This is a genomic window from Pseudomonas sp. 18175, from assembly GCF_050432925.1.
In the GTDB taxonomy this organism is placed as follows: domain Bacteria; phylum Pseudomonadota; class Gammaproteobacteria; order Pseudomonadales; family Pseudomonadaceae; genus Aquipseudomonas.
In genome coordinates, this window is record NZ_JBKFTO010000001.1 from 339679 (window position 1) to 366424 (window position 26746).

The window sequence follows — 26746 nt, forward strand, 5'->3', positions numbered from 1 at the left end:
AAAAAAGCGCCATGAGGGCATTTTCGGGGCTTTTTGGGGCGGTTTTTCGGGTTTGAAGTGAGCAGGACTCGCAGGCTTGAGCGGGCCGTGTTGTATTTTTTACGGGGGTGTTGTGTAAAAAAATGAACAAGGCTAAGCTCGATTCAAACCCATAACAGCAATAATACCGGGGTGCTTCATGTGTCACCTGCCGCCCAACGGCGTCTTGGCCCGCTTCAGCCGGGCTGTGTCATCCGTACATTCCTCCCGCGGCATCGCCCGCGCCCCGGCCAATATTCTTGACGCTCGGGCCGACCTCTTTTTTGCCTCCTCATGTACTGCCCAACAGCGCTCACCCAGTGTGTTGCTCAAGATTGCGCACAACTTTGGCGTGAGGAATGCAACGTTGCAGCAAATGGCAGGTAAGCTCCTACCCTGAATGAACAAACGACGCGGATGCTGCGTCAACCAACGCCTGGCCTTTAATGGACGCCAGGAAACCCAGCCCAGAGGCATTTATGAGTAACAACCTCGACCAGCTCACCGATTGGTTGAAAGACCACAAGATCACAGAAGTCGAATGCATGATTGGCGACCTCACGGGCATCACCCGAGGCAAGATCTCGCCGACCAACAAGTTCATCGCCGAAAAAGGCATGCGCCTGCCCGAGAGCGTTCTGTTGCAGACCGTGACCGGCGACTATGTCGAAGACGACATCTATTACGAATTGCTCGACCCGGCCGACATCGACATGATCTGCCGCCCCGACCAGAACGCGGTATTCCTGGTGCCCTGGGCCATCGAGCCCACCGCCCAGGTGATCCACGACACCTACGACAAGCAAGGCAACCCGATCGAGCTGTCGCCGCGCAACGTGCTCAAGAAAGTCCTCAAGCTCTACTCCGATAAAGGCTGGCAGCCCATCGTGGCGCCGGAGATGGAGTTCTACCTGACCAAACGCTGCGAAGACCCGGACTTCCCGCTGCAACCTCCGATTGGCCGTTCCGGTCGCCCGGAGACCGGCCGCCAGTCCTTCTCTATAGAAGCCGCGAACGAATTCGACCCGTTGTTCGAAGACGTCTACGACTGGTGCGAATTGCAGGAACTGGACCTCGACACCCTGATCCACGAGGACGGCACCGCGCAGATGGAAATCAACTTCCGTCACGGCGATGCATTGTCCTTGGCCGACCAGATCCTGGTGTTCAAGCGCACCATGCGTGAGGCTGCGCTCAAGCACGACGTGGCCGCCACTTTTATGGCCAAGCCCATGACTGGCGAGCCTGGCAGCGCGATGCACCTGCACCAGAGCATCATCGACATCGCCACCGGCAAGAACGTCTTCTCCAACGAAGACGGGACCATGAGCCAGCTGTTCCTCAATCACATTGGCGGCCTGCAAAAATTCATCCCGGAATTGCTGCCGCTGTTTGCCCCTAACGTGAACTCGTTCCGCCGCTTCCTGCCCGATACCTCGGCGCCGGTGAACGTGGAATGGGGTGAAGAAAACCGCACCGTCGGCCTGCGCGTACCGGATGCCGGCCCGCAAAACCGTCGTGTGGAAAACCGCCTGCCGGGCGCCGACGCCAACCCGTACCTGGCGATTGCTGCCAGCTTGTTGTGCGGCTACATCGGCATGGTCGAAGGCCACAACCCGAGCGCGCCGGTGGTGGGTCGTGGTTACGAGCGCCGCAACCTGCGCCTGCCGTTGACCATCGAAGACGCCCTGGAACGCATGGAAAACAGCAAGACCATCGAGAAATACCTGGGTCAGAAATTCATCACAGGCTACGTCGCGGTCAAGCGGGCCGAGCATGAAAACTTCAAGCGCGTGATCAGTTCGTGGGAGCGGGAATTCCTGCTCTTTGCCGTCTGATGCGCCGGGCGCACGGGGCAACCCGCGCGCCCTTCACTGAAAAGTCTAGGAGATCGGTATGTCCAGCAACAACCCGCAAACCCGCGAATGGCAAGCCTTGAGCAGTGATCACCACCTGGCGCCGTTCAGCGACTTCAAGCAATTGAAAGAGAAAGGCCCGCGCATCATCACCAAAGCCCACGGCGTTTACCTGTGGGACAGCGAAGGCAACAAGATCCTCGACGGCATGGCTGGCCTGTGGTGCGTAGCGATCGGTTACGGTCGCGATGAACTGGCTGACGCCGCGGCCAAGCAGATGAAAGAACTGCCGTACTACAACCTGTTCTTCCAGACCGCTCACCCGCCGGTGCTGGAACTGGCCAAGGCCATTTCCGACATCGCGCCTGCCGGCATGAACCACGTGTTCTTCACCGGTTCCGGCTCCGAAGGCAACGACACCATGTTGCGCATGGTCCGCCACTACTGGGCGATCAAAGGCCAGCCAAACAAAAAAACCATCATCAGCCGCAAGAATGGCTACCACGGCTCCACCGTGGCCGGTGCCAGTCTGGGCGGCATGACCTATATGCACGAGCAAGGCGACTTGCCGATCCCGGGCATCACCCACATCGCCCAGCCGTACTGGTTTGGCGAAGGCGGCGACATGAGCCCGGAAGAATTCGGCGTGTGGGCGGCCAACCAGTTGGAAGAGAAGATCCTGGAACTGGGCGTGGATACCGTCGGTGCCTTTATTGCCGAGCCGATCCAGGGCGCGGGTGGCGTGATCGTGCCGCCGGCCACTTACTGGCCGCGGGTGAAGGAAATCCTCGCCAAGTACGACATCCTGTTTGTCGCCGATGAAGTGATCTGTGGTTTCGGCCGCACCGGTGAGTGGTTCGGTAGCGACTTCTACGACCTCAAGCCCCACATGATGACCATCGCCAAGGGCCTGACCTCGGGCTACATCCCCATGGGCGGCCTGATCGTGCGCGATGACGTGGTGGAAGTCCTGAATGAGGGCGGTGACTTCAACCACGGCTTTACCTACTCCGGCCACCCGGTGGCTGCGGCGGTGGCGTTGGAAAACATCCGCATCATGCGCGATGAACAAATCGTTAAGCGGGTGCACGACGAAACGGCACCGTATTTGCAGAAACGTCTGAGGGAACTGGCTGATCACCCACTGGTGGGTGAAGTGCGCGGTGTGGGCATGCTGGGGGCGATTGAGCTGGTGCAGGACAAGGCCACGCGCAAGCGTTACGAAGGCCGTGGCGCGGGCATGATCTGCCGCACTTTCTGCTTCGAAAATGGCCTGATCATGCGCGCCGTAGGCGACACCATGATCATTTCGCCGCCGCTGGTGATCAGCAAGGCTGAGATCGACGAGCTGGTGACCAAGGCTCGCCAGTGCCTGGACCTGACTTTGGCGGCATTGCAGGGCTAAGTGCTAGGCTCATGACGCAGGCTTTCAGGCGCTGCGTCTTGAGCAGTTTTAAGTGAGGCTTTGGTTGAAAGCCGGCCTCGGAACTTGCCAGACTGTCGCCCTGTTTTGTTGCCCTTTAGACGGGCTGCAGAACGTAGTAAGAACGTGGCCCAAAAAAGAAAAATTGGAGCATCACCAAATGAAGGCATTAGGTTTGAAGAACGCTGGCAAGACCCTCCTTGCCTTGTCCCTGATGGGCGCAATGGCGGGCGCGGCCCAGGCAGACGACAAAGTGCTGCACGTCTACAACTGGTCCGACTACATTGCACCGGACACCATCGCCAACTTTGAAAAAGAGTCGGGCATCAAAGTGGTGTACGACGTTTTCGACAGCAACGAAACCCTGGAAGCCAAGTTGCTGGCAGGCAAGTCCGGTTACGACGTGGTCGTACCGTCGAACAACTTCCTCGCCAAGCAGATCAAGGCCGGCGTGTACCAGGAGCTGGACACGTCCAAGCTGCCCAACTACAGCAACTTGAACAAGTCCTTGCTCAAGGCCGTGTCCGTCAGCGACCCGGACAACAAGCACGCCTTCCCGTACATGTGGGGTTCCATCGGCATCGGCTACAACCCGGAAAAGGTCAAGGCTGCGCTGGGCGTGGACAAGATCGATTCGTGGGACGTGCTGCTCAAGCCTGAGAACATCGCCAAGCTCAAAAGCTGTGGCGTGAGCTTCCTTGATTCGCCAACCGAAATGCTGCCGGTGGCGCTGCATTACCTGGGCCTGCCGACCGACACCCAGAAGAAGGCTGACCTCAAGCAAGCCGAAGACCTGTTCCTGAAAATCCGTCCTTCGATCGGTTACTTCCACTCCTCCAAGTACATCTCGGACCTTGCCAACGGCAACATCTGCGTGGCCGTGGGCTACTCGGGCGACATCCAGCAGGCCAAATCCCGCGCGGCTGAAGCCGGTGGCAAGGTCAAGGTGGCCTACGACATTCCAAAAGAAGGCGCCGGCAGCTTCTTCGACATGCTCGCCATCCCTAAAGATGCTGAAAACGTCGATGCGGCCTACAAGTTCCTGAACTACCTGCTCAAGCCAGAAGTGATGGCTGCTATTACCAATGCCGTGCGTTTCCCGAACGGTAACGAGACAGCCACCGCCCTGGTGGACAAAGACATCACCAGCGACCCAGGCATCTACCCGCCGGCAGACGTGCAAGCCAAGCTCTACGCGATTGCCGACCTGCCAGCTGCTACTCAGCGTGAAATGACACGCAGCTGGACCAAGATCAAATCGGGTAAATAAGGCTGTAGACCTGTAGGAGCGAGCTTGCTCGCGAAAATCGTCAACGATGATGCGGGCATTTAGGAAAAACGCGGCGTCAGTGAGTTTTTCGCGAGCAAGCTCGCTCCTACAAATAATTAAATGACAGAAAGTTTTGCCGGATCGGTTTATCGAGGGTAAGTTGCGCGCCGGTTTTGTTGCCGGGCAACAACTCTAAGGCCCAACTATTTAAGAGGACCTCCACTTGCCAATTTCTTTATTTCGCAAAGCCATGCTGGTGGGTGCAGGTATCACGCTGACGTTAAGCGTGCAGGCCGCACCGACGGTGCATATTTATAACTGGTCGGACTATATCGGCACCAACACCCTGGCTGACTTTGAAAAGGCCAGCGGCATCAAGCCGGTGTATGACGTGTTTGATTCCAACGAAACCCTGGAAGGCAAGTTGTTGGCCGGGCGTACCGGCTATGACGTGGTGGTGCCGTCCAACCACTTCCTGGGCAAGCAGATCAAGGCTGGGGCGTTCCAGAAACTCGACAAGTCGTTGCTGACCCACTACGCCAATCTTGACCCGGCACTGCTCAAACGCCTGGAAAAGAATGACCCGGGCAACCAGTACGCTGTGCCGTACCTGTGGGGCACCAATGGCATCGGTTACAACGTCGATAAAGTGAAGGAAGTGCTGGGCATCGACCATATCGATTCCTGGGCCGTGCTGTTCGAGCCGGAGAACATGAAGAAGCTCGCCACGTGCGGCGTATCGTTCATGGACTCGGCCGATGAAATGCTGCCGGCAGTGCTCAACTACATGGGCCTGAACCCCAACAGCGAAAACCCCGACGACTACAAAAAGGCCGAAGAAAAGCTGCTGAAAGTGCGGCCCTACGTGACCTATTTCCATTCATCCAAATACATCTCGGACCTGGCCAACGGCAACATCTGCGTGGCCGCCGGCTTCTCCGGCGATGTGTTCCAGGCCAAGGCGCGTGCAGCCGAGGCCGGCAAAGGCGTGAACATCGCCTACGCGATTCCCAAAGAAGGCGGCAACCTGTGGTTCGACGTACTGGCGATCCCCAAGGACGCCACCAACGTCAAAGAGGCCCACGCCTTCATCAACTATTTACTGCAACCTGAGGTGATCGCCCAGGTCAGTGATTACGTCGGTTATGCCAACCCTAACCCAGGGGCGGACACACTGATGGAGCAATCGATACGCACCGACGAAGCGGTTTACCCACCGCAGGCGGTTCTCGACCGGACATTCGTCAACTTCGAGCTACCCCCGAAAGTGCAGCGTTTAATGACCCGTAGCTGGACCAAGGTCAAGACGGGCAAGTAAGGCTCAAACTATCCAAGGTTCGTCCGTTTTGGACGTTCTGCACTCTTTTTTTTGGGAGTTTCGTAAATGGCAGTTGCCTCCGGCGCCTATAAGAAAGCCCTCGAAGGGGACCAGACACCGAAGAAGGTGCTGGTCAAAATCGACCGGGTCACGAAGAAGTTCGACGAGACGATTGCCGTGGACGATGTGTCCCTGGAAATCAAGAAAGGCGAGATCTTCGCCTTGCTCGGCGGTTCGGGTTCGGGCAAGTCCACTTTGCTGCGCATGCTCGCAGGTTTTGAGCGCCCGACCGAGGGCCGCATCTACCTCGACGGCGTGGACATCACCGATATGCCGCCCTACGAGCGGCCGATCAACATGATGTTCCAGTCCTACGCCTTGTTCCCGCACATGACCGTGGCGCAAAACATCGCGTTTGGCTTGCAACAGGACAAGATCCCCAAGGCCGAAGTCGACGCCCGCGTGGCCGAGATGCTCAAGCTGGTACAGATGAGCCAGTACGCCAAGCGCAAGCCGCACCAGTTGTCTGGCGGCCAGCGTCAGCGTGTGGCCCTGGCCCGTTCCCTGGCCAAGCGCCCGAAACTGCTGCTGCTCGATGAACCGATGGGCGCCCTCGACAAGAAACTGCGCTCGCAGATGCAGCTTGAACTGGTTGAAATCATCGAGCGCGTCGGCGTGACCTGCGTGATGGTGACCCACGACCAGGAAGAGGCCATGACTATGGCCGAGCGCATCGCGATCATGCACCTGGGTTGGATCGCCCAGATCGGCAGCCCGATCGACATCTACGAAACCCCCACCAGCCGCTTGGTGTGCGAGTTCATCGGCAACGTCAATATCTTTGACACCCAGGTGATCGATGACGCCGAAGGCCACGCGGTGCTCAAATGCCCGGACCTGGACCGCGACATCTACGTGGGCTACGGCATCGCCACCTCGGTGGAAGACAAGTCGGTGACCTACGCGATCCGCCCGGAAAAGCTGCTGGTGACCACAGAGATGCCGACCTGCGAGCACAACTGGTCCAGCGGTAAAGTGCACGACATCGCTTACCTGGGCGGCCACTCGGTGTTCTACGTGGAGCTGCCGAGCGGCAAGCTGGTGCAGTCCTTTGTCGCCAACGCCGAACGCCGTGGCCAGCGCCCAACCTGGGGTGACCAGGTGTACGTGTGGTGGGAAGACGACAGCGGCGTGGTACTGCGCTCATGAATACAAAAAAGCTCAAGCGCCGCTTGCAGCGCATCGTCCCCAGCGGCAAGCAGGTGGTTATCGGGATTCCGTTCCTGTGGCTGTTCCTGTTTTTCGCCTTGCCGTTTTTCATCGTCCTGAAAATCAGCTTTGCCGAAGCCGATGTGGCGATCCCGCCTTACACCGAGATCTACACCTACGTTGAGCAGAAGTTGCAGGTGGTGCTGAACCTGGCCAACTACAGCTTGCTGGCGGGCGATGAGCTGTACATCGCGGCTTACCTGGGCTCGCTGAAAATGGCGTTCTTCAGCACGCTGCTGTGCCTGCTGATCGGCTACCCGATGGCCTACGCCATTGCCACCGCGCGCAAAGAGATGCAGACCGTGCTGGTGCTGCTGATCATGATGCCGACCTGGACCGCGATCCTGATCCGCGTGTATGCGTGGATGGGCATCCTCAGCAACAACGGTTTGCTCAATGGTTTCCTGATGTCCATGGGGCTGATCAACGAACCGCTGCAGATCCTCAACACCAACATCGCGGTGTATATCGGCGTGGTCTATTCGTACCTGCCGTTCATGATCCTGCCGCTGTACGCCAACCTGGTGAAGCACGACCAAAGCCTGCTGGAAGCCGCTTCCGACCTGGGGTCGAGCACCTTCAACAGCTTCTGGAAGATCACCGTGCCGCTCTCCAAGAACGGCATCATCGCCGGTTGCATGCTGGTGTTTATCCCGGTGGTGGGCGAGTTCGTGATCCCGGAACTGCTGGGCGGCCCGGAAACCCTGATGATCGGTAAAGTGTTGTGGCAAGAATTCTTCAACAACCGTGACTGGCCGGTGGCGTCTGCCCTGGCGGTGGTGATGCTGGCGATCCTGATCGTGCCGATCATTCTGTTCAACCGCAGCCAAGCCAAAGAGATGGAGGGCAAGATATGAAGCGCGTCAGTTTCTCAAGCTTCATGCTGGTGGCGGGGTTGTTGTTTATCTACCTGCCGATGCTGATCCTGGTGATCTACTCGTTCAACGAATCCAAACTGGTGACGGTGTGGGGCGGTTGGTCGATCAAGTGGTACGTGGGCCTGTTGGACAACACCCAATTGATGGGCTCGGTGATGCGCTCCCTGGAAATCGCCTGCTACACGGCGGTGGCGGCGGTAGCGCTGGGTACCTTGGCGGCATTTGTGCTGACGCGTATCAGCCAGTTCAAGGGCCGCACGCTGTTCGGCGGCCTGGTGACCGCGCCGTTGGTAATGCCGGAAGTGATCACCGGTCTGTCGCTGTTGCTGCTGTTCGTGGCCATGGCGCAGATGATCGGTTGGCCTCAGGAGCGTGGCATCGTCACCATCTGGATCGCTCACACCACCTTCTGCGCGGCGTATGTGGCGGTGGTGGTGTCGGCGCGCTTGCGCGAGCTGGACCTGTCGATCGAAGAAGCGGCGATGGATTTGGGCGCGCGACCCTGGAAGGTGTTCTTCCTGATCACCATCCCGATGATCGCGCCGTCGTTGGCGGCGGGCGGCATGATGTCGTTTGCGCTGTCCCTCGACGACCTGGTACTGGCCAGCTTCGTATCCGGCCCGGGTTCGACCACCTTGCCGATGGAAGTGTTCTCGGCGGTGCGCCTGGGGGTTAAACCCGAGATCAACGCCGTGGCCAGCCTGATTCTGTTGGCGGTGTCGTTGGTGACTTTCCTGGTGTGGTTCTTCAGCCGTCGTGCGGAAGAGAAGCGCAAGAAGGCGATCCAGCAAGCCATTGAAGAGGCGGCGGCGGACGGTTGGCAGCAACCTGACAAGCGCAGAGCACCTGCACCGGTTTAACTGCCGGAACGCGGTTAAAAATGTGGGAGCGGGCTTGCTCGCGAATACGGAGTGTCAGTCACCAGATATGCCGACTGATCCACCGCATTCGCGAGCAAGCCCGCTCCCACATTTGACTGCATTTCAAGTCCAGGGTGATGTACGAATCACCTCCACAAAATTCATCGGCCTGAACCCCGGCTCCTGATCCACCAGCACATCGGTCTTCACATTCCCAAACGTGGTCTGCGGACGATGGCGCAAGCCGTCGGCAAAGGCGCAGATGATGCACTCCTTGAACCCTTCACCCCGTGGGTGCGCATGCACCACCGCTTCGCGCTGCACGCTGGAAAACGCTGCGTAGTCCATACCCAGCACATCCATTTCCACACCCGCCGTCACCAAGGCCACGGTGGGACGCAGATGCTGCGGCACGCCCGGCGTGGTGTGCAGGGCGATGGACAACCACACCTGTTCGATATCGTCATCGCTCAGCCCGTAAGGCTTGAGAAACGCCGCTGCTGCATTGGCGCCGTCCACTTCAAAGCGCTCGTTGTCACTGCGATGGCCTGCTACCAGGCCCAGGTCGTGGAACATCGCGCCGACATACAGCAGCTCCGGGTTGTAGGCCAGTTGCTTGCGCTCACCGCTCAACGCGCCGAACAAGAAGACCCGGCGGGAGTGGTGGTAGAGCAGGTCGGATTCGACATCACGAATGTATTCGGTGGTGGCCTTGGCGAGGGCGCTGTCGGGGATCGGGATACCGGCGATGGTGGTGGTCATGGTGGTGCTCCTCTGGAAAGATTCCAGTCTGGTCGCGTGCTCGCGAAGGGGCTATCGCGGCGGGGGAGCGATCCCGGCCAATGTGGTTGTACATCGTGCCAACGGTGTACTCGATCAAATGTGGGAGCGGGCTTGCTCGCGAATGCGGTCTGTCAGTTAATGCATGTGTCGACTGACCCACCGCCTTCGCGAGCAAGCCCGCTCCCACAGGGGGTCTGTGTTTATCCAGTTAGAGAAGGTGTGCCTGTTCATGAGCAAAACCGTCGCCATCCTGATCTTCCCCGGCGTCCAGTCGCTGGATGTCACGGGGCCTATGGACGTGTTCTGCGAGGCCAACCGCTTTCTGGCGCCGCAAGACCATTACCAACTGGAAGTGATCGGTTTGGGTCACGGCAATATGGCCGCGTCCAATGGCCTGTCATTGCAGGCCCATCGGCATTACAGCGAAGCCCTGCAAGCCTACGACCTACTGCTGGTGGCTGGCGGTCCGCAGTTGCCCTTCGAAGACTTCGGCGCGCCCTTCGATGACTGGCTACGCGGCGCAACCCAAAGAGCACAACGCTTCGGCTCGATCTGCAACGGCGCCTTCATGCTCGCCCGCGCAGGTCTCTTGGACGGCAAAACCGTCACCACCCACTGGAATGACGCCGCCGACCTGGCACACCTGTGCCCCACGGCCCAGGTCGAAGCCGACCGCCTCTACGTGCAGGACGGCAACCTCTACACCTCAGCGGGGGTCACGGCGGGTATCGACCTGTCGCTGTACCTGCTGGCCCAGGACCACGGCCCGGAAGTCGCGCTGAGCGTGGCCAAACGCTTGGTGGTGTTCACCCAGCGCTCGGGCGGGCAGTCGCAGTTCAGTCCGTTCCTTACGCCCCACGCCGAAACCACCTCGGCGGTGGCATTGGTGCAGCTGTACGTATTGGCGAACCTGACGGGGGATTTGACCATTGCCGACCTGGCCAATGCGGCCAATATGAGTGCGCGCAACTTCTCGCGGGTGTTTGCCCGGGAGGCACGCATCACGCCCGCAGAGTTTGTCGAACGGGCACGGGTGGACGCGGCGCGGGTGATGCTCGAAAGCAGCCCCGCACCGCTCAAGACCGTGGCCTATCAATGCGGCTTTCGTGATGCCCAGCATATGCGCAGTGTGTTCAACCGCCGGCTTGGGGTGACGCCGCAGCAATTCCGGCTCAACTTTGCTGCACCGGCTTAAAGCTGTACTCGGACCCACACTGATTGGGTTTGCAGATGATTATCGGGCTGGCAGCAGTTTTAGGGTGCCACGGGTATTGGCGGTGATTTCTTCATCACTGAAATGCGCCTGTTCATACCCACCTTCGATATACGTCTCCGCCTGGTCCCCATAATGCCGATCAAACGGCACCCCGCTTTGCCCCACCGGGTTGATGGTGAGCGCGTGGGCCACGTCGGCAAAGTCGATCAAGCGCCGCGTCGATGGGCCATAAGTCACCGGCCACGGTGCCGGGCCGATCATGGCGGATTGGTTATTCGGCACCTCATGGGTGCCCGGCGCGGGGAACGGGCCGACGTTGAAGACCTTGTCCAACGGCTTTTGCATGCCCAGCGGGTGGCCGTGGGTCAGGGTGTGGGCGTTGCCCCACTGCCATAGGCTTGGGTCATCGCCGAAGGTGGCCTTGAGGTGCGCCAGGCTGTTGTCCCAGGCGAGCTTGACGGTCTCGCTGCGCTTACCGTTCCACCACGGCGACTCCGGTGTGGCGGCCAGTCGCGGCAGGGCGGCGTCGATCACGCGGGTGCTGAGCAGGGTCTTGAACATGCCGTCGCCCAGTTTGGGGTGGAACGCGGCATCGGTGAGGTTGAACAGGAACTGGTTGAACAGTGTGGCGCTAGTGGATTCCAGCGGGTAGTCGCCTTTCCAGGCGGCCAGTTGCTCCACCAGTTTGAGCTGCGCCGGGTCCTTGACCACCTCGCGCAGCACTGGCAACAGCGGCGCCAACAGGCGCGGGCCGAACGCGGTGGTGGTGCCCAGTTGCAGGGCCTGGCTGTTGTTCAAGTCCCACTTCACGCTCTTGTCGCTCAGTTGCAGGTTCAACTGCTGGCCACGGTCGGCCAAATTGTAATAACCGGGGATCTCCATGCCGGTAGGTGACACAGGTTGGGCGTTGGCCGACACCACATAGCCGCGTGCCGGGTTCTCTTCCTGGGGGTTGGCGCTGAACGGGTAGAAGCCCAATTTATCCGCCTGGGCGGTGCTGCCATCGAGGATAAACCCGGCATTGACCCCGGCCGGGCGAATCGGCAACTGCGCGGCCGCCCACCAGCCGATATCACCCTTGGCATTGGCCCACATGATATTCAAACCCGGCGCTGACACCTTGGCCGAAGCGGCACGGGCCTTGGCTAAGGTGTCGGCGCGGTTGAGCTGGTAGAAACCTTCGAGGATCGGATTTTGGGTGTCTAGGAAGGCCCACCACATGGCAATCGGCGTCTTGCCGGCGTTCTCGCCGAGCACGTCATTGATGATCGGGCCATGGGGCGATTGGCGCAGGGTGAGGCTGACCGGCGCCTGGCCCTTGACCTTGATCTGCTGCTCGGTGCGGGTCATGTCGACCCACTGGTCGTGGTACCAGACCTGGTTGGGGTTGTCTGGGTTGAGCTTCTCGGCGATCAGGTCGAGGTCATCGTTCTGGAACATGGTCAGGCTCCAGCCGAAGTCCAGGTTGTGCCCCAGGAACGCCACCGGCACCAGCGCGTTGTGATAGCCATACAGCTCAAAGCCCGGCGCCGACAGCTGCGCCTCGTACCACACCGACGGCACCGAGAAGCGGATATGCGGGTCGCCCGCCAGCAACGGCTTGCCGCTCTTGGTACGGCTACCACTGATGGCCCAGGCGTTGCTGCCCTCGAACTGCGGCAGGCCGTTGTCGGCCAGGGCCTGCTCGCTCAGGGCGGCGATGGCGCCGAGACTCTGCCAGTCGCTGGCGGCGAGGCTGAGGGCGCCCTTGGGTTGCCAGTCCAGGTCGAAGACTTTCAGGTAGTCGCTGCCCAACTGGTCGCGTACGTAAGTCAGCAAGGGCTCGGTACGAAACGCGGCAGCAAAGCTGTAGGCCATGTACCCGGCGACGCTGATGGTGTCCTCGGCGGTGAACGGCCGCTTGGGGATGCCCAGCACATCGAACTCCATGGGGCTGGCGTGGCTGTCCTGATATTGATTGATGCCGTCCAGGTAGGCTTGCAGGGCCTTCCAGTGGGCAGACTCATGATCCAGCTGCGCCACATAGGTGGCGGCGCGGTCGCGAATGCGCAGGCTGCGAAACAGCTTGTCGGTGTCCAGCACCTTGGGGCCCAGCACCTCGGCCAGCTCGCCACGGGCCAGGCGGCGCATGATCTCCATCTGGAACAGCCGGTCCTGGGCATGCACGTAGCCTAGGGCGCGATACAGGTCGGCTTCGTTTTCGGCGCGGATATGCGGCACGCCCCGGTCGTCGTAGCGCACCATGACCGAGCCTTGCAGGTTGGCCAGCGTCACCGTGCCCTGGCGAGTCGGTTGCTTGCTGTACACGTACCAACCGGCGCCCAGGGCGACCAATACCAGCAGAACCGCGAGAACCTGCAAGACGCGCTTCATGAACTTTCCTTAGCAAGAATGGGGAGCGAACTACTGACCTTCGGGCCACGAACAATAGCAGCCCACCGCCAGGGTGTGGGTGGCATTCACTTCACGCCCCTCTTCAAGCGCCTTGAGGATCGGCTCGATAAAACTGTTGCTGGAATTGCACGTCAGCCCTTCGCTGTACGGCCCGAAATACGCGAGTTTGCCGGTGCGGTCCCAGATGCCCACGGCGGGGCTTGCGGGAACCTGGTCGGCGCCGGGCAGGGCGGTGAGGGTTTTCATTTTGCGCAGGTTATCGGGCAACTGGCCGTGGCTGCCGGGTTTTTGCAGGGCGTAAAACTCGACGCCCCGAGGCGCGTAATGCTCGATCAACTCGCCCAAGTGCTGCTGGTTGCCGACGTTGCACGGGCAGGCCGGGTCCCAGAAGTGCACCAGGCGGATTGGGCCGGGCCCAGCGAGGTCGGCGGGCAGTTTTAATGGATCGCCGGAAAACACCGCCGTGTGTTCGCTGAAGGCCCGCAGGTAGCGGCCTTGGAACCAGTCATACGCCGCCCACAGCACACCGGCGCAGATGACCAGGATCAGGCTGGCGAACAGAGTGGTGCGTAAGGGCGGTCGCATTCAGATCAATCCTCGAAGGTCGCGTAGCTTGCCATGCTTGTCCTGACAGATGAATATCGCAGCTCGATATTCATCTTCGCCGTAGTCTGGAAGCCTTTATGCCCGTTACCTTTGACCCCGATCATCTGCGCGAGAGCTTGCGGCCCCTGGTGGATGCGCAACCGCTCAGCGCCGAGGCGCGGGTGTACCAGCGTTTCTACGGGCTGGACCAGGCGGTCAGCCGTCTGGGGCGTTTTGAGGTGGAAGGGTTCGACGTGGTGGCGCAGGTGTGGTGGCCAGCCACGCCTGTGGCGACGATGTTTATGTTCCATGGCTTCTACGACCACATGGGGTTGTACCGCCATGTGGTGGAGTGGGCGTTGGGCCAGGGCTTTGTAGTGATCGCTTGCGACCTGCCGGGCCACGGTTTATCTAGCGGTGCACGCGCCAGCATCGATGACTTTGGGGTGTACCAGCAGGTGGTGAAGGCGCTGTTCGCCGAGGCCAGTGCGCTGCAACTGCCCCAGCCCTGGCACTTGTTCGGGCAAAGCACCGGTGGGGCGGTGGTGGTGGATCATCTACTCAGTCATGGCGCCGACAGCCCAGCCCAGGGCAAGGTTTTTTTGCTGTCGCCGTTGGTGCGGCCACGGTCGTGGGGGTGGTCGCAAGTCAGCTATTACCTGCTGCGCCCGTTCGTCAAAGGCATTGCGCGGCGGTTTAGCGATAACACCAACGACCCTGCGTTCCGGCCGTTCCTCGAAGCCGACCCGCTGCAACCGCGCATGCTGCCCACTGCCTGGGTGGGCGCCTTGGCTCGCTGGATCAAACGCATCGAAGCCGCACCGCGCAGCCCGCGACGGCCGGTGATTGTGCAGGGTGAGGAGGATATGACGGTGGACTGGCAGCACAACTTGCAGGTGCTGCGGGGCAAGTTTGATCAGCCTGAGGTGTTGATGCTCAAGCGGGGAAGGCATCATCTGGCCAATGAGATTCCGGAGATTCGCCAGGAATACTTCAGGTATTTGACGGACCACCTGAAATAACACCGTCTCAATGTGTCAGGCTTGAAGTGCTTTGGCCCACGGCGAGTCCTGCGCGAATCGCCGCCAACGCAGCCTGGTAATACGCCTTACCGTCTGGTGATTCAGCGAAGGTGGCGAACTCTTCCAATTCCGGATCAGACAAGTCCCGATAGACATACAACAAGGTGTTGTTCAGATCCTTATCGATCTGCTGCATCAGTCGCTCGCGCTGCCCATTCAACATACCCTGGGCCTGACCGCCGCCCAGCAGGCCGGGGATCATCTGGCTCAAGCTATCGGCGGCCACGCCGGCAATCGCCAGGCTCACTTCTGCTCCGGCTTCACGTGCAGGCAGTGCTTGAGCCAAGTGACCGATGATCAGGCTGCGGGTCGCGTCGGCTTCAATCTTCGGCAGGCCTTGGGCGTTCTTCGCCAACTGGTCGCGGCGCGTGGCCAGCAGCTCGGCGGCCACGATCTTGCGGCCCAACGGCGATTGGAAAAACGCCAAGGCGGGCTTGGGGTCGGGCAAGTTCTTGCGCAACTGCGCCTCGGCACGCTGGTCCACGGCCTGGGCCGCGAAGCGTTTGTTGCTGTTGTCCACCAGCGCCTGGTACACCGCCGGCGGCAAGCTATTGCGGTAACGTTGCTGGGCGGCACTGAGGGCGTCATTGAAATGCGCACGTTGTTCGGCCCAGCCGGCGACCTTGTACAACTGGTCATGGCCGTCTGCCCAGGCAGGCAAAACGCAGAACATCAGCAAGGATAAAAACAAACGACGCATTAGGGACTCCTGTCAGTCGGCCACTATTGTCCGTGTCGGGCGTAGGATTTGTCGAGAAATCCTATCGGTCAGCTGATTAAAGTGTATTCACGCGCTCGGCGGCTCTGTCGGATTCACAGGCGTATGGATACTATGCGCGCCATGCAAATACCCCTTGATCACCCGCTGTTGCAACGTATTGTCGACGACCTTGCCGAAAAAGGCTGGTCCCGGCAAGACGGCTTCCTGCCCCAGGCTCTGACCCTGGAATTGGCGGCTGAGTGCCGTAAACGTGCGGCCGAGGGTGAACTGGCCCCGGCAGCGGTGGGGCGTGGTCCGGCTCAAGAGATTCGCGAGGGCATTCGCGGTGACCATATCCAGTGGCTGGAAGAAGGTGATGCGGCGGTTTGCGGCACCTATATGGCGTTGATGGACAGCCTGCGCCTGGCGATGAATCGTGGCCTGTTCCTGGGCCTGGAAGATTTTGAGAGCCACTTTGCGATGTACCCGCCCGGGGCGTTTTACCTCAAGCACCTGGACCGCTTCCGCGACGATGATCGGCGTATGGTCTCGGCGGTGATCTACTTGAACGACGCCTGGCTGCCCGAACACGGCGGGCAGTTACGCATGTACCTAAAGGGCGGCGTCGAATACGATGTGGACCCCGCCGGCGGTTGCCTGGTGGTGTTTTTGTCCGGGGAAGTGCCCCACGAAGTCATGCCTGCCACGCGCGAACGCCTGTCCCTCACCGGCTGGTTTCGCCGGCGGGGTAACGAGCCGTTTTAAGCATGGAAAAGATTCTGATCAGCCGCTGCCTGCTTGGGCACAAGGTGCGTTACGACGGTGGCGCCAGCGGGCCGTTCGACCCATTGGCCGCGTGGCAGGCCGAAGGGCGGGTGGTTGCGATCTGCCCGGAGGTCTCCGGTGGTTTGCCGACGCCGCGCCCGCCTGCGGAGATTCCCGGCGGGCAGGGCGTGGAGGTATGGGAAGGGCGGGCCAAGGTGCTCACGGCCGAGGGCGAAGACTTCAGCGCAGCCTTTCTCGATGGCGCGCGCCAGGCGTTGGCGTTGGTGCAGCGCCACAATATTCGGATTGCCGTGCTCAAGGCCAATAGCCCGTCGTGTGGGAATTTGCTGACCTACGATGGCACCTTCTCAGGTGTGAAAGTGACGGGTGAGGGCGTGACAGCGGCGCTGTTGAAACGCCATGGTGTACAGGTCTTCAGCGAGCTAGAGCTGCCCGAGGCGGCGGTGGCCTTGGCCCATCTCCCAGATCAAACTTAGATCAAAATGTGGGAGCGGGCTTGCTCGCGAAAGCGGTGGTTCAGCCAACTCATCCGGTGACTGATACACCGCTTTCGCGAGCAAGCCCGCTCCCACATTGGGTTTTACTGTGTCTTGGCCATTGGTGTTTCACCCTCAAGCCACTTCTGCGCCAACGCCTTCAACCGCCCATCGGCCTTCACCCGCTGCAACGCCTTGTCCAGGCTTGCCTTGAACGCCGGGTTACCCTTCTGGAACGGAATCACCAGTTCCGGCTTCTCGTTATACGCCTCACTGAAATCGAACCGATCCTGCAGCGCGGCAGTCATAGCGATATGGTTGATGGCCACGTCGTACTTGCCGGTTTCCACCCCCGGCAGCAGGTCGGCGTCATCAGTGGTGATAAACGAGGGGCGTACGTCCATCTCTTTAGCCAGTTGTTCACCCAGTTCCACTTCAAAACCGGTTAGCTTGTCGCCTTCCTTGAAGTTGAACGGCGGGGTATTGGCTTCAAGGGCGATGCGCAACTCGCCTCGGTCGAACACATCATCGACCAGTTCGGCGTGAGCCAAGGGGCTCATGAGGGGAAGCAGCAGTAACAGGCCAGGCGAAAAGCGCATGGTCACTCCTAGAGAATTTTTATGTGCGAGGCGCCGTTCAGCATCGCTTTGCTATGGTGTTGAGTGCCTTGGACAGCAATTTGTCGCGAAGTTGTCATAACCCTACAGATTTCACAGAAAAACTGGAGAAGCGAATGAAAGCCTTTTTGTCCCGTGCAACGATTGCCAGCCTGTTGCTGGGCGCCTCCATGTTGGCGAACGCCGCCGACCTGCCGCGTACCCCTGCGCCTAAAGGCGCTGAAGTGTTTATCGTCTCGCCCAAAGACGGCGCAACCGTCGATAAAACCTTCACCGTCAAATTTGGCGTAAAAAACCTGGACCTGGAGCCGATCGACAAGCAAGTGCCGAATGCCGGTCACCATCACCTGCTGGTAGACCGGGACGTACAGTCGCTCCAGGCCGGCGATCCGATTCCAGCCGATGCCACCTCGATTCACTTCGGCAAGGCGCAGACCGAAACCGAACTGACCCTGACTCCAGGCAAGCACACCTTGCAACTGGTGGCGGGCGACAACGTACACCGTCAGTTCGAACCTACTGTAGCCTCGAAAGTCATCACGGTTAACGTCAAGTAAGATTTGTTCAGATGCAAAAAAGGGAGCCCCGAAGGGCTCCCTTTTTCGTGGTGCGGTTGAAACCTTAGAACAACACGCGGCTACGAATGGTGCCGTTGATGTGCTGCAGCTTCTCTTGCGCCAGGTCCGAGTACTCGGCGTCGACGTCGATCACCACGTAGCCGACCTTCTCGTTGGTCTGCAGGAACTGACCGGAGATGTTGATGCCGTTTTCTGCGAAGACCTTGTTGATCTCCATCATCACGCCAGGAATGTTCTGGTGGATGTGCAGCAGGCGGTGCTTGCCAGGGTGAGCCGGCAGGGCCACTTCCGGGAAGTTCACCGACGATACCGAGGTACCGTTGTCGCTGTACTTGACCAGCTTTTCCGACACTTCCAGGCCGATGTTGGCTTGGGCTTCGGCAGTGGAGCCACCGATGTGCGGGGTCAGGATCACGTTGTCCAGGCCACGCAGCGGGCTTTCGAAGATGTCGTCGTTGGAGCGCGGCTCCACCGGGAACACGTCGATGGCCGCGCCGATCAGGTGCTTGTCCTTGATCGCGTCGGCCAGGGCGTCCAGCTTGACCACGGTGCCACGGGCAGCGTTGATCAGGATGCCGCCTTTCTTGATGGCGCGGATTTCCTTCTCGCCGATCATCCACTGGGTCTCAGCGGTTTCCGGAACGTGCAGGGTCACGATGTCGGACATGCCCAGCAGCTCGGTCAGGCTGGCCACTTGGGTGGCGTTGCCCAATGGCAGCTTGGTCAGGGTGTCGTAGAAGAACACCTGCATGCCCAGGCCTTCAGCCAATACCGACAGCTGAGTACCAATGGAGCCGTAACCGACGATACCCAGCTTCTTGCCACGGATCTCGAAGGAGTTGGCTGCGCTCTTGATCCAGCCGCCACGGTGGCAGGAAGCGTTCTTCTCAGGAATGCCGCGCAGCAGCAGGATGGCCTCGGCCAGCACCAGCTCCGCTACGGAACGGGTGTTGGAGTACGGTGCGTTGAACACCGCGATGCCGCGCTCGCGCGCTGCGTTGAGGTCGACCTGGTTGGTGCCGATGCAGAAACAGCCGACCGCCACGAGTTTCTTGGCGTGGTCGAAGATCTCTTCGGTCAGCTGAGTGCGGGAGCGAATGCCGATGAAGTGCGCGTCGGCGATCTTTTCCTTGAGCTGGGCTTCCGGCAGAGAACTGGTGATGTACTCAATGCTGGTGTACCCGGCGGCTTTCAGAACGTCGACAGCCGATGGGTGGACGCCTTCCAGAAGAAGGAACTTGATCTTGCTCTTATCGAGAGAAGTCTTGCTCATCTGCGTAAACCTGTATCCCGGAGAAAAATGGCAGGGAATCGGATCGCTGAATCTGACCCGGACGGCAGGAAAGCCGTCACCGCAGAAACGCCTTTGGGCTCTGTCCTGCGGGGGCGGTATGCTAGCATACGCGCCCCGCAAACACTCATTCCTGCGACGTGAAGCGTTCTCAGGATGACCATGAATTGTTCGAGAGTTCTGTCGATGACCCATCCTGCCCTGATTGATGAGCTAAAGACCCTGGTTGAGCCTGGCAAAGTGCTGACCGATGCAGACTCCCTGGAGGCTTACGGCAAGGATTGGACCAAGCACTTCGCACCCGCGCCGACCGCCGTCGTCTTCCCCAAGACCATCGAGCAGGTCCAGGCCATCGTGCGCTGGGCCAATGCACACAAGGTGGCGCTGGTGCCATCGGGCGGGCGGACCGGCCTGTCGGCGGCTGCCGTGGCCGCCAATGGCGAAGTGGTCGTGTCGTTCGACTATATGAACCAGATCCTCGACGTGAACCTCACCGACCGCACCGCCGTGTGCCAGCCGGGCGTGGTCACCAAGCAATTGCAGAACGTCGCTGAAGAAAAAGGCCTGTACTACCCGGTGGACTTCGCGTCGTCCGGTTCCAGCCAGATTGGCGGCAATATCGGCACCAATGCCGGCGGGATCAAGGTGATTCGCTACGGCATGACCCGCAATTGGGTGGCCGGCATGAAGGTCGTCACCGGCAAGGGTGACGTGCTGGAACTGAACCGCGACCTGATCAAGAACGCCACCGGCTACGACATGCGCCAGCTGTTTATCGGCGCCGAAGGCACCCTGGGCTTTGTGGTCGAAGCCACCATGCGCCTGGACCGTGCGCCGAAAAACCTCACCGCGATGGTGCTGGGTACCACCGATTTCGACTCGATCATGCCGGTGCTGCACGCGTTCCAGAGCAAGCTGGACCTGACCGCCTTCGAATTCTTCTCCGACAAGGCCCTGGCCAAAGTCCTTGGCCGTGGCGATGTGCCGGCGCCGTTCGAGACCGAGTGCCCGTTCTACGCGCTACTGGAATTTGAAGCCACTACCGAAGAAGTTGCCAACCACGCGCTGGAAACCTTCGAGCATTGCGTGGAGCAGGGCTGGGTGCTGGACGGCGTGATGAGCCAGAGCGAAACCCAGCTGCATAACCTGTGGAAACTGCGCGAGTACATCTCCGAGACCATTTCCCACTGGACTCCGTACAAGAACGATATTTCGGTCACCGTCTCCAAAGTGCCAGCGTTCTTGAAGGAAATCGACGCGATCGTCGGCGAACATTACCCAGACTTCGAAATCGTCTGGTTTGGCCACATCGGCGACGGCAACCTGCACTTGAACATCCTCAAGCCGGAAAACCTGAGCAAGGACGAGTTCTTCGCCAAGTGCGCCACCGTGAACAAGTGGGTATTTGAAACCGTCGAGAAGTACAACGGTTCGATCTCTGCCGAACACGGCGTGGGCATGACCAAGCGCGACTACCTGACTTACAGCCGATCTCCGGTTGAGATCGAGTACATGAAGGCCGTCAAAGCCGTATTCGACCCGAACGGCATCATGAACCCCGGCAAAATCTTCGCTGTTTAATCGCCCCTGAAGGAGTCGTTCCATGAGCTATCAGCACAAGTATGTCGACGGCACCAATATCCACTTTCCGGTCGGGAAAGTGGTGTGTATTGGGCGTAACTACGCCGAACATGCCAAGGAACTGGATAACCCGGTGCCGACTGAACCGCTGTTGTTCATCAAGCCGGGCAGCTGCGTTGTCGCGTTGGAAGGTGGTTTCGCCATTCCAACCGAGCGTGGTTCGGTGCATTACGAAGCGGAAATCGCGGTGCTGATCGGCAAACCGTTGTCGACCAAGCCCAGCCGTGAAGAAGTGCTGGACGCCATCTCCGGGTTCGCCCCGGCGCTGGACCTGACCCTGCGCGACAAACAGGCCGAGCTCAAAGCCAAGGGCCTGCCGTGGGAAATCGCCAAGTCCTTCGACGGCGCGGCGGTGATCGCACCGTTCGTGGTCAGCAGCACCTTCCCGGATGTGACTGACATCGGCATCCGCCTGAGCATCAATGGCGAAGTACGCCAGGATGGCAACAGCGCGATCATGCTCAACCCGATCATCCCGATGATCCAATACATGGCCGGCTGCTTCTCGTTGCAGGCTGGTGATGTGATCCTCACTGGCACTCCGGCCGGCGTAGGCCCGCTGAATGTGGGGGATGAGTTGGTGTTGGAATTGCCGGGCGTTAATCGCTTCGAGAGCCAAGTTCGCTGACGAAACGCGGTCAAAAATGTGGGAGCGGGCCTGCTCCCACATTGGTTTGTGTGTGTCCACAAAATCCAGTTCTTTGCATTTTTTTCACACCCCATCCGGATAATCCTCAGCCTCTTGCGCGCGGGCTTCTTGATCCTGTGCTATCACCTAACGCTGACTTCCCGGAAAAAGCGCCCAATGGCCGTGCCCCTGCCTTCCAGTACCCCCAAGCCGCGTTCCCGCTTTGCCTTGCGCTGGTATTCCTGGCTGTTGCTGGCCGGCGTGATTGCCTATGGCGTTTCCTGGGCCATGCATTGGGATGATCGTGGCGTGCTGTGGGTGTTGGAGCGCTTCGAAAGCCCTGCCGAACGCCAGGACAGCGTATGGCTGCCGGACTACCATGCCGTGATCGACGCCAAGCTTTTGCCGGGCATGGAGAAGGACGAGGCCTCGGACGTCTCCTACAACCCCCAGACCAAAACCCTGTTCTCCGTGATGGGCAAGAACCCGTTCCTCGTCGAGCTGAGCTTGCAGGGCGATGTGCTGCGCAAGATGCCGCTCAACGGTTGGGATAACCCGGAAGGCGTGACCGTGATGGAAAACGGCCTGTTGGCCGTGGTCGACGAGCGCCAGCACCTCATGACGATCATCAAGGTCGACGCCACCACCACTGAACTGAACAAGGCCGACTTCCCCAGCTACGACCTGGGGCCCTCCAAAAACCAGAATAAAGCCTTCGAAGGCGTCACCTGGGACAAGCGCAACCAGCAGATCGTCCTGGGTGAAGAGCGCCCGCCGGCACTGTTCACCTGGAAGAGCGATGGCAGCCAGACCCTGGTGGGCGACAAGCAAAAGCTGACCAGCACCGAGTTGGACATGCGCAACCTCTCGGCTCTGGCGGTGGACCCGCGCACCGGGCACCTGCTGGTGCTCTCGGCGGACTCCCACTTGCTGCTGGAGCTGGATGGAAAGGGCGAGCAAGTTAGCTTCATGACCCTGCTTGGCGGCTTCAATGGCCTCAAGGACACCATTCCCCGGGCGGAAGGCGTGACGATGGACGAGAACGGCACCCTGTACATGGTCAGTGAGCCAAACCTGTTCTATCGTTTTGAAAGGCAGAAATAGCGCGCCAGTTACGTCGGATAGTTCTCTAAGAACGGCATTCGCCAGACATCAGGGCGCGTTTAAGTTTAAATTCAGACGGGCGTGATATTTCTTCGCCACTTTTTTTGCTCTCGAGCCCGTCCGATGCGCCGATTTGCCCGCCCCAAAACCGTTCTACTGACACTTGCGCTGATCGCCTTGATCGGCGCCGGGGCCGTTGCTCAGCACTTTCGCCTGTTCGAACGTGCCTGGTTCAACTTCCAGGCGTGGCGCCAGCCCACCAATGAACGTTCCATTGGCCTGGCCGATTACCAGGTGGTGTTGGAGGCCAAGGTTATCGAGGGTCTGCAAGACGACGTCTCGGCCCTCACCTACGACCCGGTGCGCAAAAGCCTGTTCACCGTCACCAATAAAAACCCCGAGTTGATCGAGCTTTCCTTGCAGGGCGATATCCTGCGGCGCATTGCGCTGGTGGGGTTTGGCGATGCCGAGGCTGTGGAATTTATCAGCGAAAACACCTATGTGATCAGCGATGAGCGCCAGCAGCGGCTGATCAAGGTGCATGTGGAAGACGACACCCGATTCCTCGACGCCGCCGATGCCGAGCAGATGACCCTGGGCCTGCATGTCGGCGGTAACAAGGGCTTTGAAGGCCTGGCCTATGACTCGGTGGGCAAGCGCCTGTTCGTGGCCAAGGAACGTGACCCGATGCTGATCTACGAGGTTCACGGGTTTCCCCATTTCAAGCCGGAAAAAACCTACTCGGTGCACGTGATCAACAACCCCAAGCGCGATGCCGGGTTGTTTGTGCGGGACCTGTCGAGCCTGCAATACGATGAGCGCAGCGGCCACTTGCTGGCGCTGTCGGATGAGTCGTTTCTGGTGCTGGAGTTGGATATTGATGGTCGGCCGTTGAGCAGCCTGTCATTGCTCAAAGGGCGCCATGGCTTGAAGCAGCGCGTGCCGCAAGCGGAAGGGATTGCGATGGATGATGACGGTCACTTGTACCTGACCAGTGAGCCGAATTTGTTCTACGTCTTCAAGAAACCGAGTCCTTGAAGTAACGCTGGACCAATGTGGGAGCGGGCTTGCTCGCGAATGCGGTGGTTCAGTCACCGATGTATCAACTGATCCACCGCATTCGCGAGCAAGCCCGCTCCCACACAAGCCCACTCCGCCTTTAGGCGTGCATCAGGCCTTGAGGGTTTTCACGCCTTCCGGAGTGCCCAACAGCAACACATCCGCTGGACGCGCCGCAAACAAACCATTGGTCACCACACCCACGATGGCATTGATCTGGGTTTCCAGCTCAACTGGGTTGGTGATCTGCATGTTGAACACGTCCAGGATAATGTTGCCGTTGTCGGTCAACACGCCTTCACGGTAAACCGGGTCACCACCCAGCTTTACCAGCTCGCGGGCCACGTGGCTGCGGGCCATCGGGATCACTTCCACCGGCAGCGGGAACGCGCCGAGCACCGGCACCAGCTTGCTGGCGTCGGCGATGCAGATAAAGGTCTTGGCCACGGCCGCGACGATCTTCTCGCGGGTCAGGGCGGCGCCGCCGCCTTTGATCAGGTTCAGGTGCGCGTCGCTTTCGTCGGCGCCGTCCACGTAGAACTCCAGGTCGCTCACGGTGTTGAGCTCGTACACCGGAATGCCATGGCCTTTAAGGCGTGCGGCGGTGGCTTCGGAGCTGGCCACGGCGCCATCAAACGCGCCTTTGTGTTGAGCCAGCGCATCGATAAAGCAGTTGGCGGTGGAGCCGGTGCCGACACCGACGATGCTCTTGTCGTCGAGTTTTGGAAGGATTAAATCGACAGCGGCCTGGGCCACTGCCTGTTTGAGTTGATCCTGGGTCATGCGGGCTCCGGAACGGGCGGGGAGTTATCGAGGGCGGCGAGTATAACCCAACAAAACCTCGGGATTCGTGTGGTCGCCCGGCCAAAAGCCGGGTTAGACTCCTTGGCCCTGCCAAACCGTGAAAGTAGAAGCCCGCCGATGCTTGAACAGTACGTCAAAAAGATCCTCACCTCGCGCGTCTACGACGTTGCCGTAGAAACCCCGCTGCAGACCGCCCGCCAGCTCTCCGAGCGGCTGGGCAACATGGTCTGGCTCAAGCGTGAAGACTTGCAGCCGGTGTTCTCGTTCAAGATTCGTGGCGCCTACAACAAGCTGACCCAACTGACCGCCGAAGAACGCGCCCGTGGCGTGGTCACGGCCTCGGCGGGCAACCACGCCCAGGGCCTTGCCCTGGCAGCCAAGGTGCTGGGGGTGAAAGCCACCATCGTGATGCCCAAGACCACCCCCGAGATTAAGGTCGAAGGTGTGCGCTCTCGTGGCGGCAAAGTCGTGCTGCATGGTGATTCCTTCCCGGAAGCCCTGGCCTACTCGCTCAAACTGGTCGACGAAAAAGGCTACGTCTACATCCATCCCTACGATGATCCCCACACCATTGCCGGGCAGGGCACCGTGGCGATGGAGATTCTGCGCCAGCACCCAGGGCCGTTGGACGCGATTTTCGTACCCGTGGGCGGCGGCGGGTTGATCGCCGGTATTGCGGCGTATGTGAAATATCTGCGCCCGGAAATCAAGATCATTGGTGTGGAGCCGGACGACTCCAACTGCCTGCAAGCCGCGATGGCGGCGGGTGAGCGCGTGGTATTGCCGACCGTTGGGCTCTTTGCCGATGGCGTGGCGGTGGCGCAGATCGGTCAGCACACCTTCGATATCTGCAAAGACTATGTCGATGAAGTGATCACCGTGAGCACCGATGAAATCTGTGCGGCGATCAAGGACATCTACGACGACACCCGCTCCATCACCGAGCCTGCGGGCGCGCTGGGCGTGGCCGGGATCAAGAAATACGTGGAGACCCGTGGCGTGACCGGGCAAACCCTGGTGGCCATCGACTCCGGCGCGAACGTTAACTTCGACCGCTTGCGCCACGTGGCCGAGCGCGCCGAGCTGGGTGAAGGTCGCGAAGCCATCATCGCCGTGACCATTCCCGAGAAACCCGGCAGCTTCAAGGCGTTCTGCGAAGCTGTGGGCAAGCGCCAGATCACCGAATTCAACTACCGCTTCCACTCCGGCAGCGAGGCGCACATCTTTGTCGGCGTGCAAACCCACCCGGAAAACGACCCGCGCAGTGCGCTGATCGCCAGCCTGACCGAGCAGGGTTTCCCGGTGCTGGACCTGACCGAGAACGAGCTGGCCAAGTTGCACATCCGCCATATGGTCGGCGGGCATGCGGCCCATGTCAGCAACGAAGTGGTGTTCCGCTTCGAGTTCCCGGAGCGTCCGGGCGCCTTGTTCAACTTCCTGCACAAGTTGGGCGGGCGCTGGAACATCTCGATGTTCCACTATCGCAACCACGGCGCAGCAGATGGCCGTGTAGTGGCTGGCCTGCAAGTGCCAGCGCACGAGCGCCACCTGGTGCCTGCGGCCCTGGAGGCCATTGGCTACCCGTATTGGGATGAAAGCGATAACCCGGCCTACAAGCTGTTTCTCGGCTGAGGGGCTACGCTGATGGGTGCGGCCTTAAAGGAGGACGACACATGGAAACCCTGACCACCCTGAAAGTTATCCACATCGCGGCGACAGTGTTGCTGCTGCTCAGCGGCCTGGGCTTGGCGCTGCTGGCTTGGCGCAAACGCAGCGCCGGCCCGGCGCTCACCGTGCAGCGCCCGTGGGTGTTTGTGTGGTTGTTGATGGGGATTTGCGTGGTCAGCATGCCGTTTACCGGCTGGTGGCTGGTGCACTTGGTTGGCTGGCCGCTGGGGCAGACGTGGATTCTGGGTTCCAGCATCCTCTACACCGTGGCGGCGCTGGCGTGGTTCTGGCTGGTGGCACGGCTTAACCGGTTGCGTAAGGGCGAGGGTGGTAGCTTGAATTTCACGTTGGTGCTGGCGGTGGTCAGCCTGGTGGGGTTTGTGGCGATTGCGGGATTGATGGGGGCCAAGCCCGTGTAGGAGCGAGCTTGCTCGCGAAAGGC

Annotated in this window: 25 protein-coding genes; 18 read left to right on the top strand and 7 right to left on the bottom strand. The window is 60.1% G+C overall.

Annotated features, from left to right (window positions below; translation table 11 throughout):
* The first annotated feature begins 497 nt into the window (after positions 1-497).
* The 7 genes from ACLD1Y_RS01535 to ACLD1Y_RS01565 all read left to right on the top strand — a co-directional run bounded on the left by ACLD1Y_RS01535 (position 498) and on the right by ACLD1Y_RS01565 (position 8892).
* On the top strand, positions 498-1856 hold the full coding sequence (locus ACLD1Y_RS01535) for a glutamine synthetase family protein (protein ID WP_101273482.1): 1359 nt from the start codon (positions 498-500) through the stop codon (positions 1854-1856).
* 58 nt (positions 1857-1914) lie between these two features.
* Complete coding sequence (locus ACLD1Y_RS01540) at positions 1915-3279, top strand: aspartate aminotransferase family protein (RefSeq protein ID WP_429474823.1); 1365 nt, start codon at positions 1915-1917, stop codon at positions 3277-3279.
* Between the two features lie 193 nt (positions 3280-3472).
* Positions 3473-4567, top strand: coding sequence for a polyamine ABC transporter substrate-binding protein (locus ACLD1Y_RS01545; protein WP_429475361.1), 1095 nt, complete (start codon positions 3473-3475; stop codon positions 4565-4567).
* Positions 4568-4790: 223 nt separating this feature from the next.
* Entirely contained in the window at positions 4791-5885 is a 1095-nt protein-coding gene (locus ACLD1Y_RS01550; RefSeq protein WP_429474825.1) for a polyamine ABC transporter substrate-binding protein, read from the top strand.
* A gap of 66 nt (positions 5886-5951) precedes the next feature.
* On the top strand, positions 5952-7094 hold the full coding sequence (locus ACLD1Y_RS01555) for an ABC transporter ATP-binding protein (RefSeq protein WP_429474827.1): 1143 nt from the start codon (positions 5952-5954) through the stop codon (positions 7092-7094).
* Entirely contained in the window at positions 7091-8011 is a 921-nt protein-coding gene (locus tag ACLD1Y_RS01560; protein WP_105697207.1) for an ABC transporter permease subunit, read from the top strand. The genes ACLD1Y_RS01555 and ACLD1Y_RS01560 overlap by 4 nt, the downstream gene beginning before the upstream one ends.
* A complete protein-coding gene (locus ACLD1Y_RS01565; protein WP_017739035.1) occupies positions 8008-8892 on the top strand; it encodes an ABC transporter permease subunit in 885 nt (294 codons plus the stop codon). The genes ACLD1Y_RS01560 and ACLD1Y_RS01565 overlap by 4 nt, the downstream gene beginning before the upstream one ends.
* A 123-nt stretch (positions 8893-9015) precedes the next feature.
* Here ACLD1Y_RS01565 and ACLD1Y_RS01570 read toward each other — a convergent pair whose 3' ends face one another.
* Positions 9016-9654: an HD domain-containing protein gene (locus ACLD1Y_RS01570; RefSeq protein ID WP_429474829.1), complete on the bottom strand. Its 639-nt coding sequence runs from the start codon at positions 9652-9654 to the stop codon at positions 9016-9018.
* A 250-nt stretch (positions 9655-9904) separates the two neighbouring features.
* On the opposite strand from ACLD1Y_RS01570, the gene ACLD1Y_RS01575 reads away from it, so the two are divergent.
* Complete coding sequence (locus ACLD1Y_RS01575; protein WP_429474832.1) at positions 9905-10870, top strand: GlxA family transcriptional regulator; 966 nt, start codon at positions 9905-9907, stop codon at positions 10868-10870.
* A 39-nt stretch (positions 10871-10909) separates the two neighbouring features.
* Here ACLD1Y_RS01575 and ACLD1Y_RS01580 read toward each other — a convergent pair whose 3' ends face one another.
* Positions 10910-13264, bottom strand: coding sequence for a penicillin acylase family protein (locus tag ACLD1Y_RS01580; protein WP_429474834.1), 2355 nt, complete (start codon positions 13262-13264; stop codon positions 10910-10912).
* Between the two features lie 30 nt (positions 13265-13294).
* Positions 13295-13870, bottom strand: coding sequence for a DUF6436 domain-containing protein (locus ACLD1Y_RS01585; protein WP_429474836.1), 576 nt, complete (start codon positions 13868-13870; stop codon positions 13295-13297).
* Between the two features lie 98 nt (positions 13871-13968).
* Between ACLD1Y_RS01585 and ACLD1Y_RS01590 the strand changes: the two genes are divergently transcribed.
* Positions 13969-14892, top strand: a complete 924-nt coding sequence (locus ACLD1Y_RS01590; protein WP_429474838.1) for an alpha/beta hydrolase — start codon at positions 13969-13971, stop codon at positions 14890-14892.
* A 7-nt stretch (positions 14893-14899) separates the two neighbouring features.
* Here ACLD1Y_RS01590 and ACLD1Y_RS01595 read toward each other — a convergent pair whose 3' ends face one another.
* Positions 14900-15652, bottom strand: coding sequence for a DUF2059 domain-containing protein (locus tag ACLD1Y_RS01595; protein ID WP_429474840.1), 753 nt, complete (start codon positions 15650-15652; stop codon positions 14900-14902).
* Positions 15653-15784: 132 nt separating this feature from the next.
* Here ACLD1Y_RS01595 and ACLD1Y_RS01600 point away from each other — a divergent pair, with 132 nt between their 5' ends.
* Positions 15785-16417, top strand: a complete 633-nt coding sequence (locus tag ACLD1Y_RS01600) for a 2OG-Fe(II) oxygenase (RefSeq protein WP_429475363.1) — start codon at positions 15785-15787, stop codon at positions 16415-16417.
* 2 nt (positions 16418-16419) lie between these two features.
* Positions 16420-16914, top strand: a complete 495-nt coding sequence (locus ACLD1Y_RS01605) for a DUF523 domain-containing protein (RefSeq protein ID WP_429474842.1) — start codon at positions 16420-16422, stop codon at positions 16912-16914.
* 104 nt (positions 16915-17018) lie between these two features.
* Here ACLD1Y_RS01605 and ACLD1Y_RS01610 read toward each other — a convergent pair whose 3' ends face one another.
* A complete protein-coding gene (locus tag ACLD1Y_RS01610; RefSeq protein WP_429474844.1) occupies positions 17019-17513 on the bottom strand; it encodes a transporter substrate-binding domain-containing protein in 495 nt (164 codons plus the stop codon).
* Positions 17514-17647: 134 nt separating this feature from the next.
* Here ACLD1Y_RS01610 and ACLD1Y_RS01615 point away from each other — a divergent pair, with 134 nt between their 5' ends.
* A complete protein-coding gene (locus ACLD1Y_RS01615) occupies positions 17648-18088 on the top strand; it encodes a DUF4399 domain-containing protein (RefSeq protein ID WP_429474846.1) in 441 nt (146 codons plus the stop codon).
* Positions 18089-18152: 64 nt separating this feature from the next.
* On the opposite strand, the gene serA is transcribed toward ACLD1Y_RS01615, so the two are convergent.
* The gene (serA, locus tag ACLD1Y_RS01620) at positions 18153-19382 is read right to left on the bottom strand and encodes a phosphoglycerate dehydrogenase (protein WP_005792342.1); all 1230 of its coding nucleotides are present in this window, start codon (positions 19380-19382) and stop codon (positions 18153-18155) included.
* Positions 19383-19586: 204 nt separating this feature from the next.
* On the opposite strand from serA, the gene ACLD1Y_RS01625 reads away from it, so the two are divergent.
* The 4 genes from ACLD1Y_RS01625 (at position 19587) to ACLD1Y_RS01640 (ending at position 23811) form a co-directional block, all read left to right on the top strand.
* Positions 19587-20981: an FAD-binding oxidoreductase gene (locus ACLD1Y_RS01625; RefSeq protein WP_429474848.1), complete on the top strand. Its 1395-nt coding sequence runs from the start codon at positions 19587-19589 to the stop codon at positions 20979-20981.
* A gap of 22 nt (positions 20982-21003) precedes the next feature.
* Positions 21004-21669, top strand: a complete 666-nt coding sequence (locus ACLD1Y_RS01630) for a fumarylacetoacetate hydrolase family protein (RefSeq protein ID WP_429474850.1) — start codon at positions 21004-21006, stop codon at positions 21667-21669.
* 177 nt (positions 21670-21846) lie between these two features.
* On the top strand, positions 21847-22773 hold the full coding sequence (locus ACLD1Y_RS01635) for an SdiA-regulated domain-containing protein (RefSeq protein WP_429474852.1): 927 nt from the start codon (positions 21847-21849) through the stop codon (positions 22771-22773).
* Between the two features lie 123 nt (positions 22774-22896).
* Positions 22897-23811 (top strand): SdiA-regulated domain-containing protein, encoded by a 915-nt coding sequence (locus ACLD1Y_RS01640; RefSeq protein ID WP_429474854.1) that lies wholly within the window; start codon positions 22897-22899, stop codon positions 23809-23811.
* A gap of 132 nt (positions 23812-23943) precedes the next feature.
* Here the strand turns inward: ACLD1Y_RS01640 and rpiA are convergent, their stop codons facing one another.
* Positions 23944-24615, bottom strand: a complete 672-nt coding sequence (rpiA, locus tag ACLD1Y_RS01645) for a ribose-5-phosphate isomerase RpiA (RefSeq protein WP_065902245.1) — start codon at positions 24613-24615, stop codon at positions 23944-23946.
* Positions 24616-24723: 108 nt separating this feature from the next.
* Here rpiA and ilvA point away from each other — a divergent pair, with 108 nt between their 5' ends.
* Together ilvA and ACLD1Y_RS01655 are read left to right on the top strand one after the other, a co-directional pair.
* Entirely contained in the window at positions 24724-26268 is a 1545-nt protein-coding gene (gene ilvA, locus ACLD1Y_RS01650; RefSeq protein ID WP_429475365.1) for a threonine ammonia-lyase, biosynthetic, read from the top strand.
* 41 nt (positions 26269-26309) lie between these two features.
* Positions 26310-26723 carry a DUF2269 family protein gene (locus ACLD1Y_RS01655; RefSeq protein ID WP_429474856.1) on the top strand — a complete coding sequence of 138 codons (414 nt, stop codon included), beginning with the start codon at positions 26310-26312 and terminating at the stop codon, positions 26721-26723.
* Positions 26724-26746: the final 23 nt, after the last annotated feature.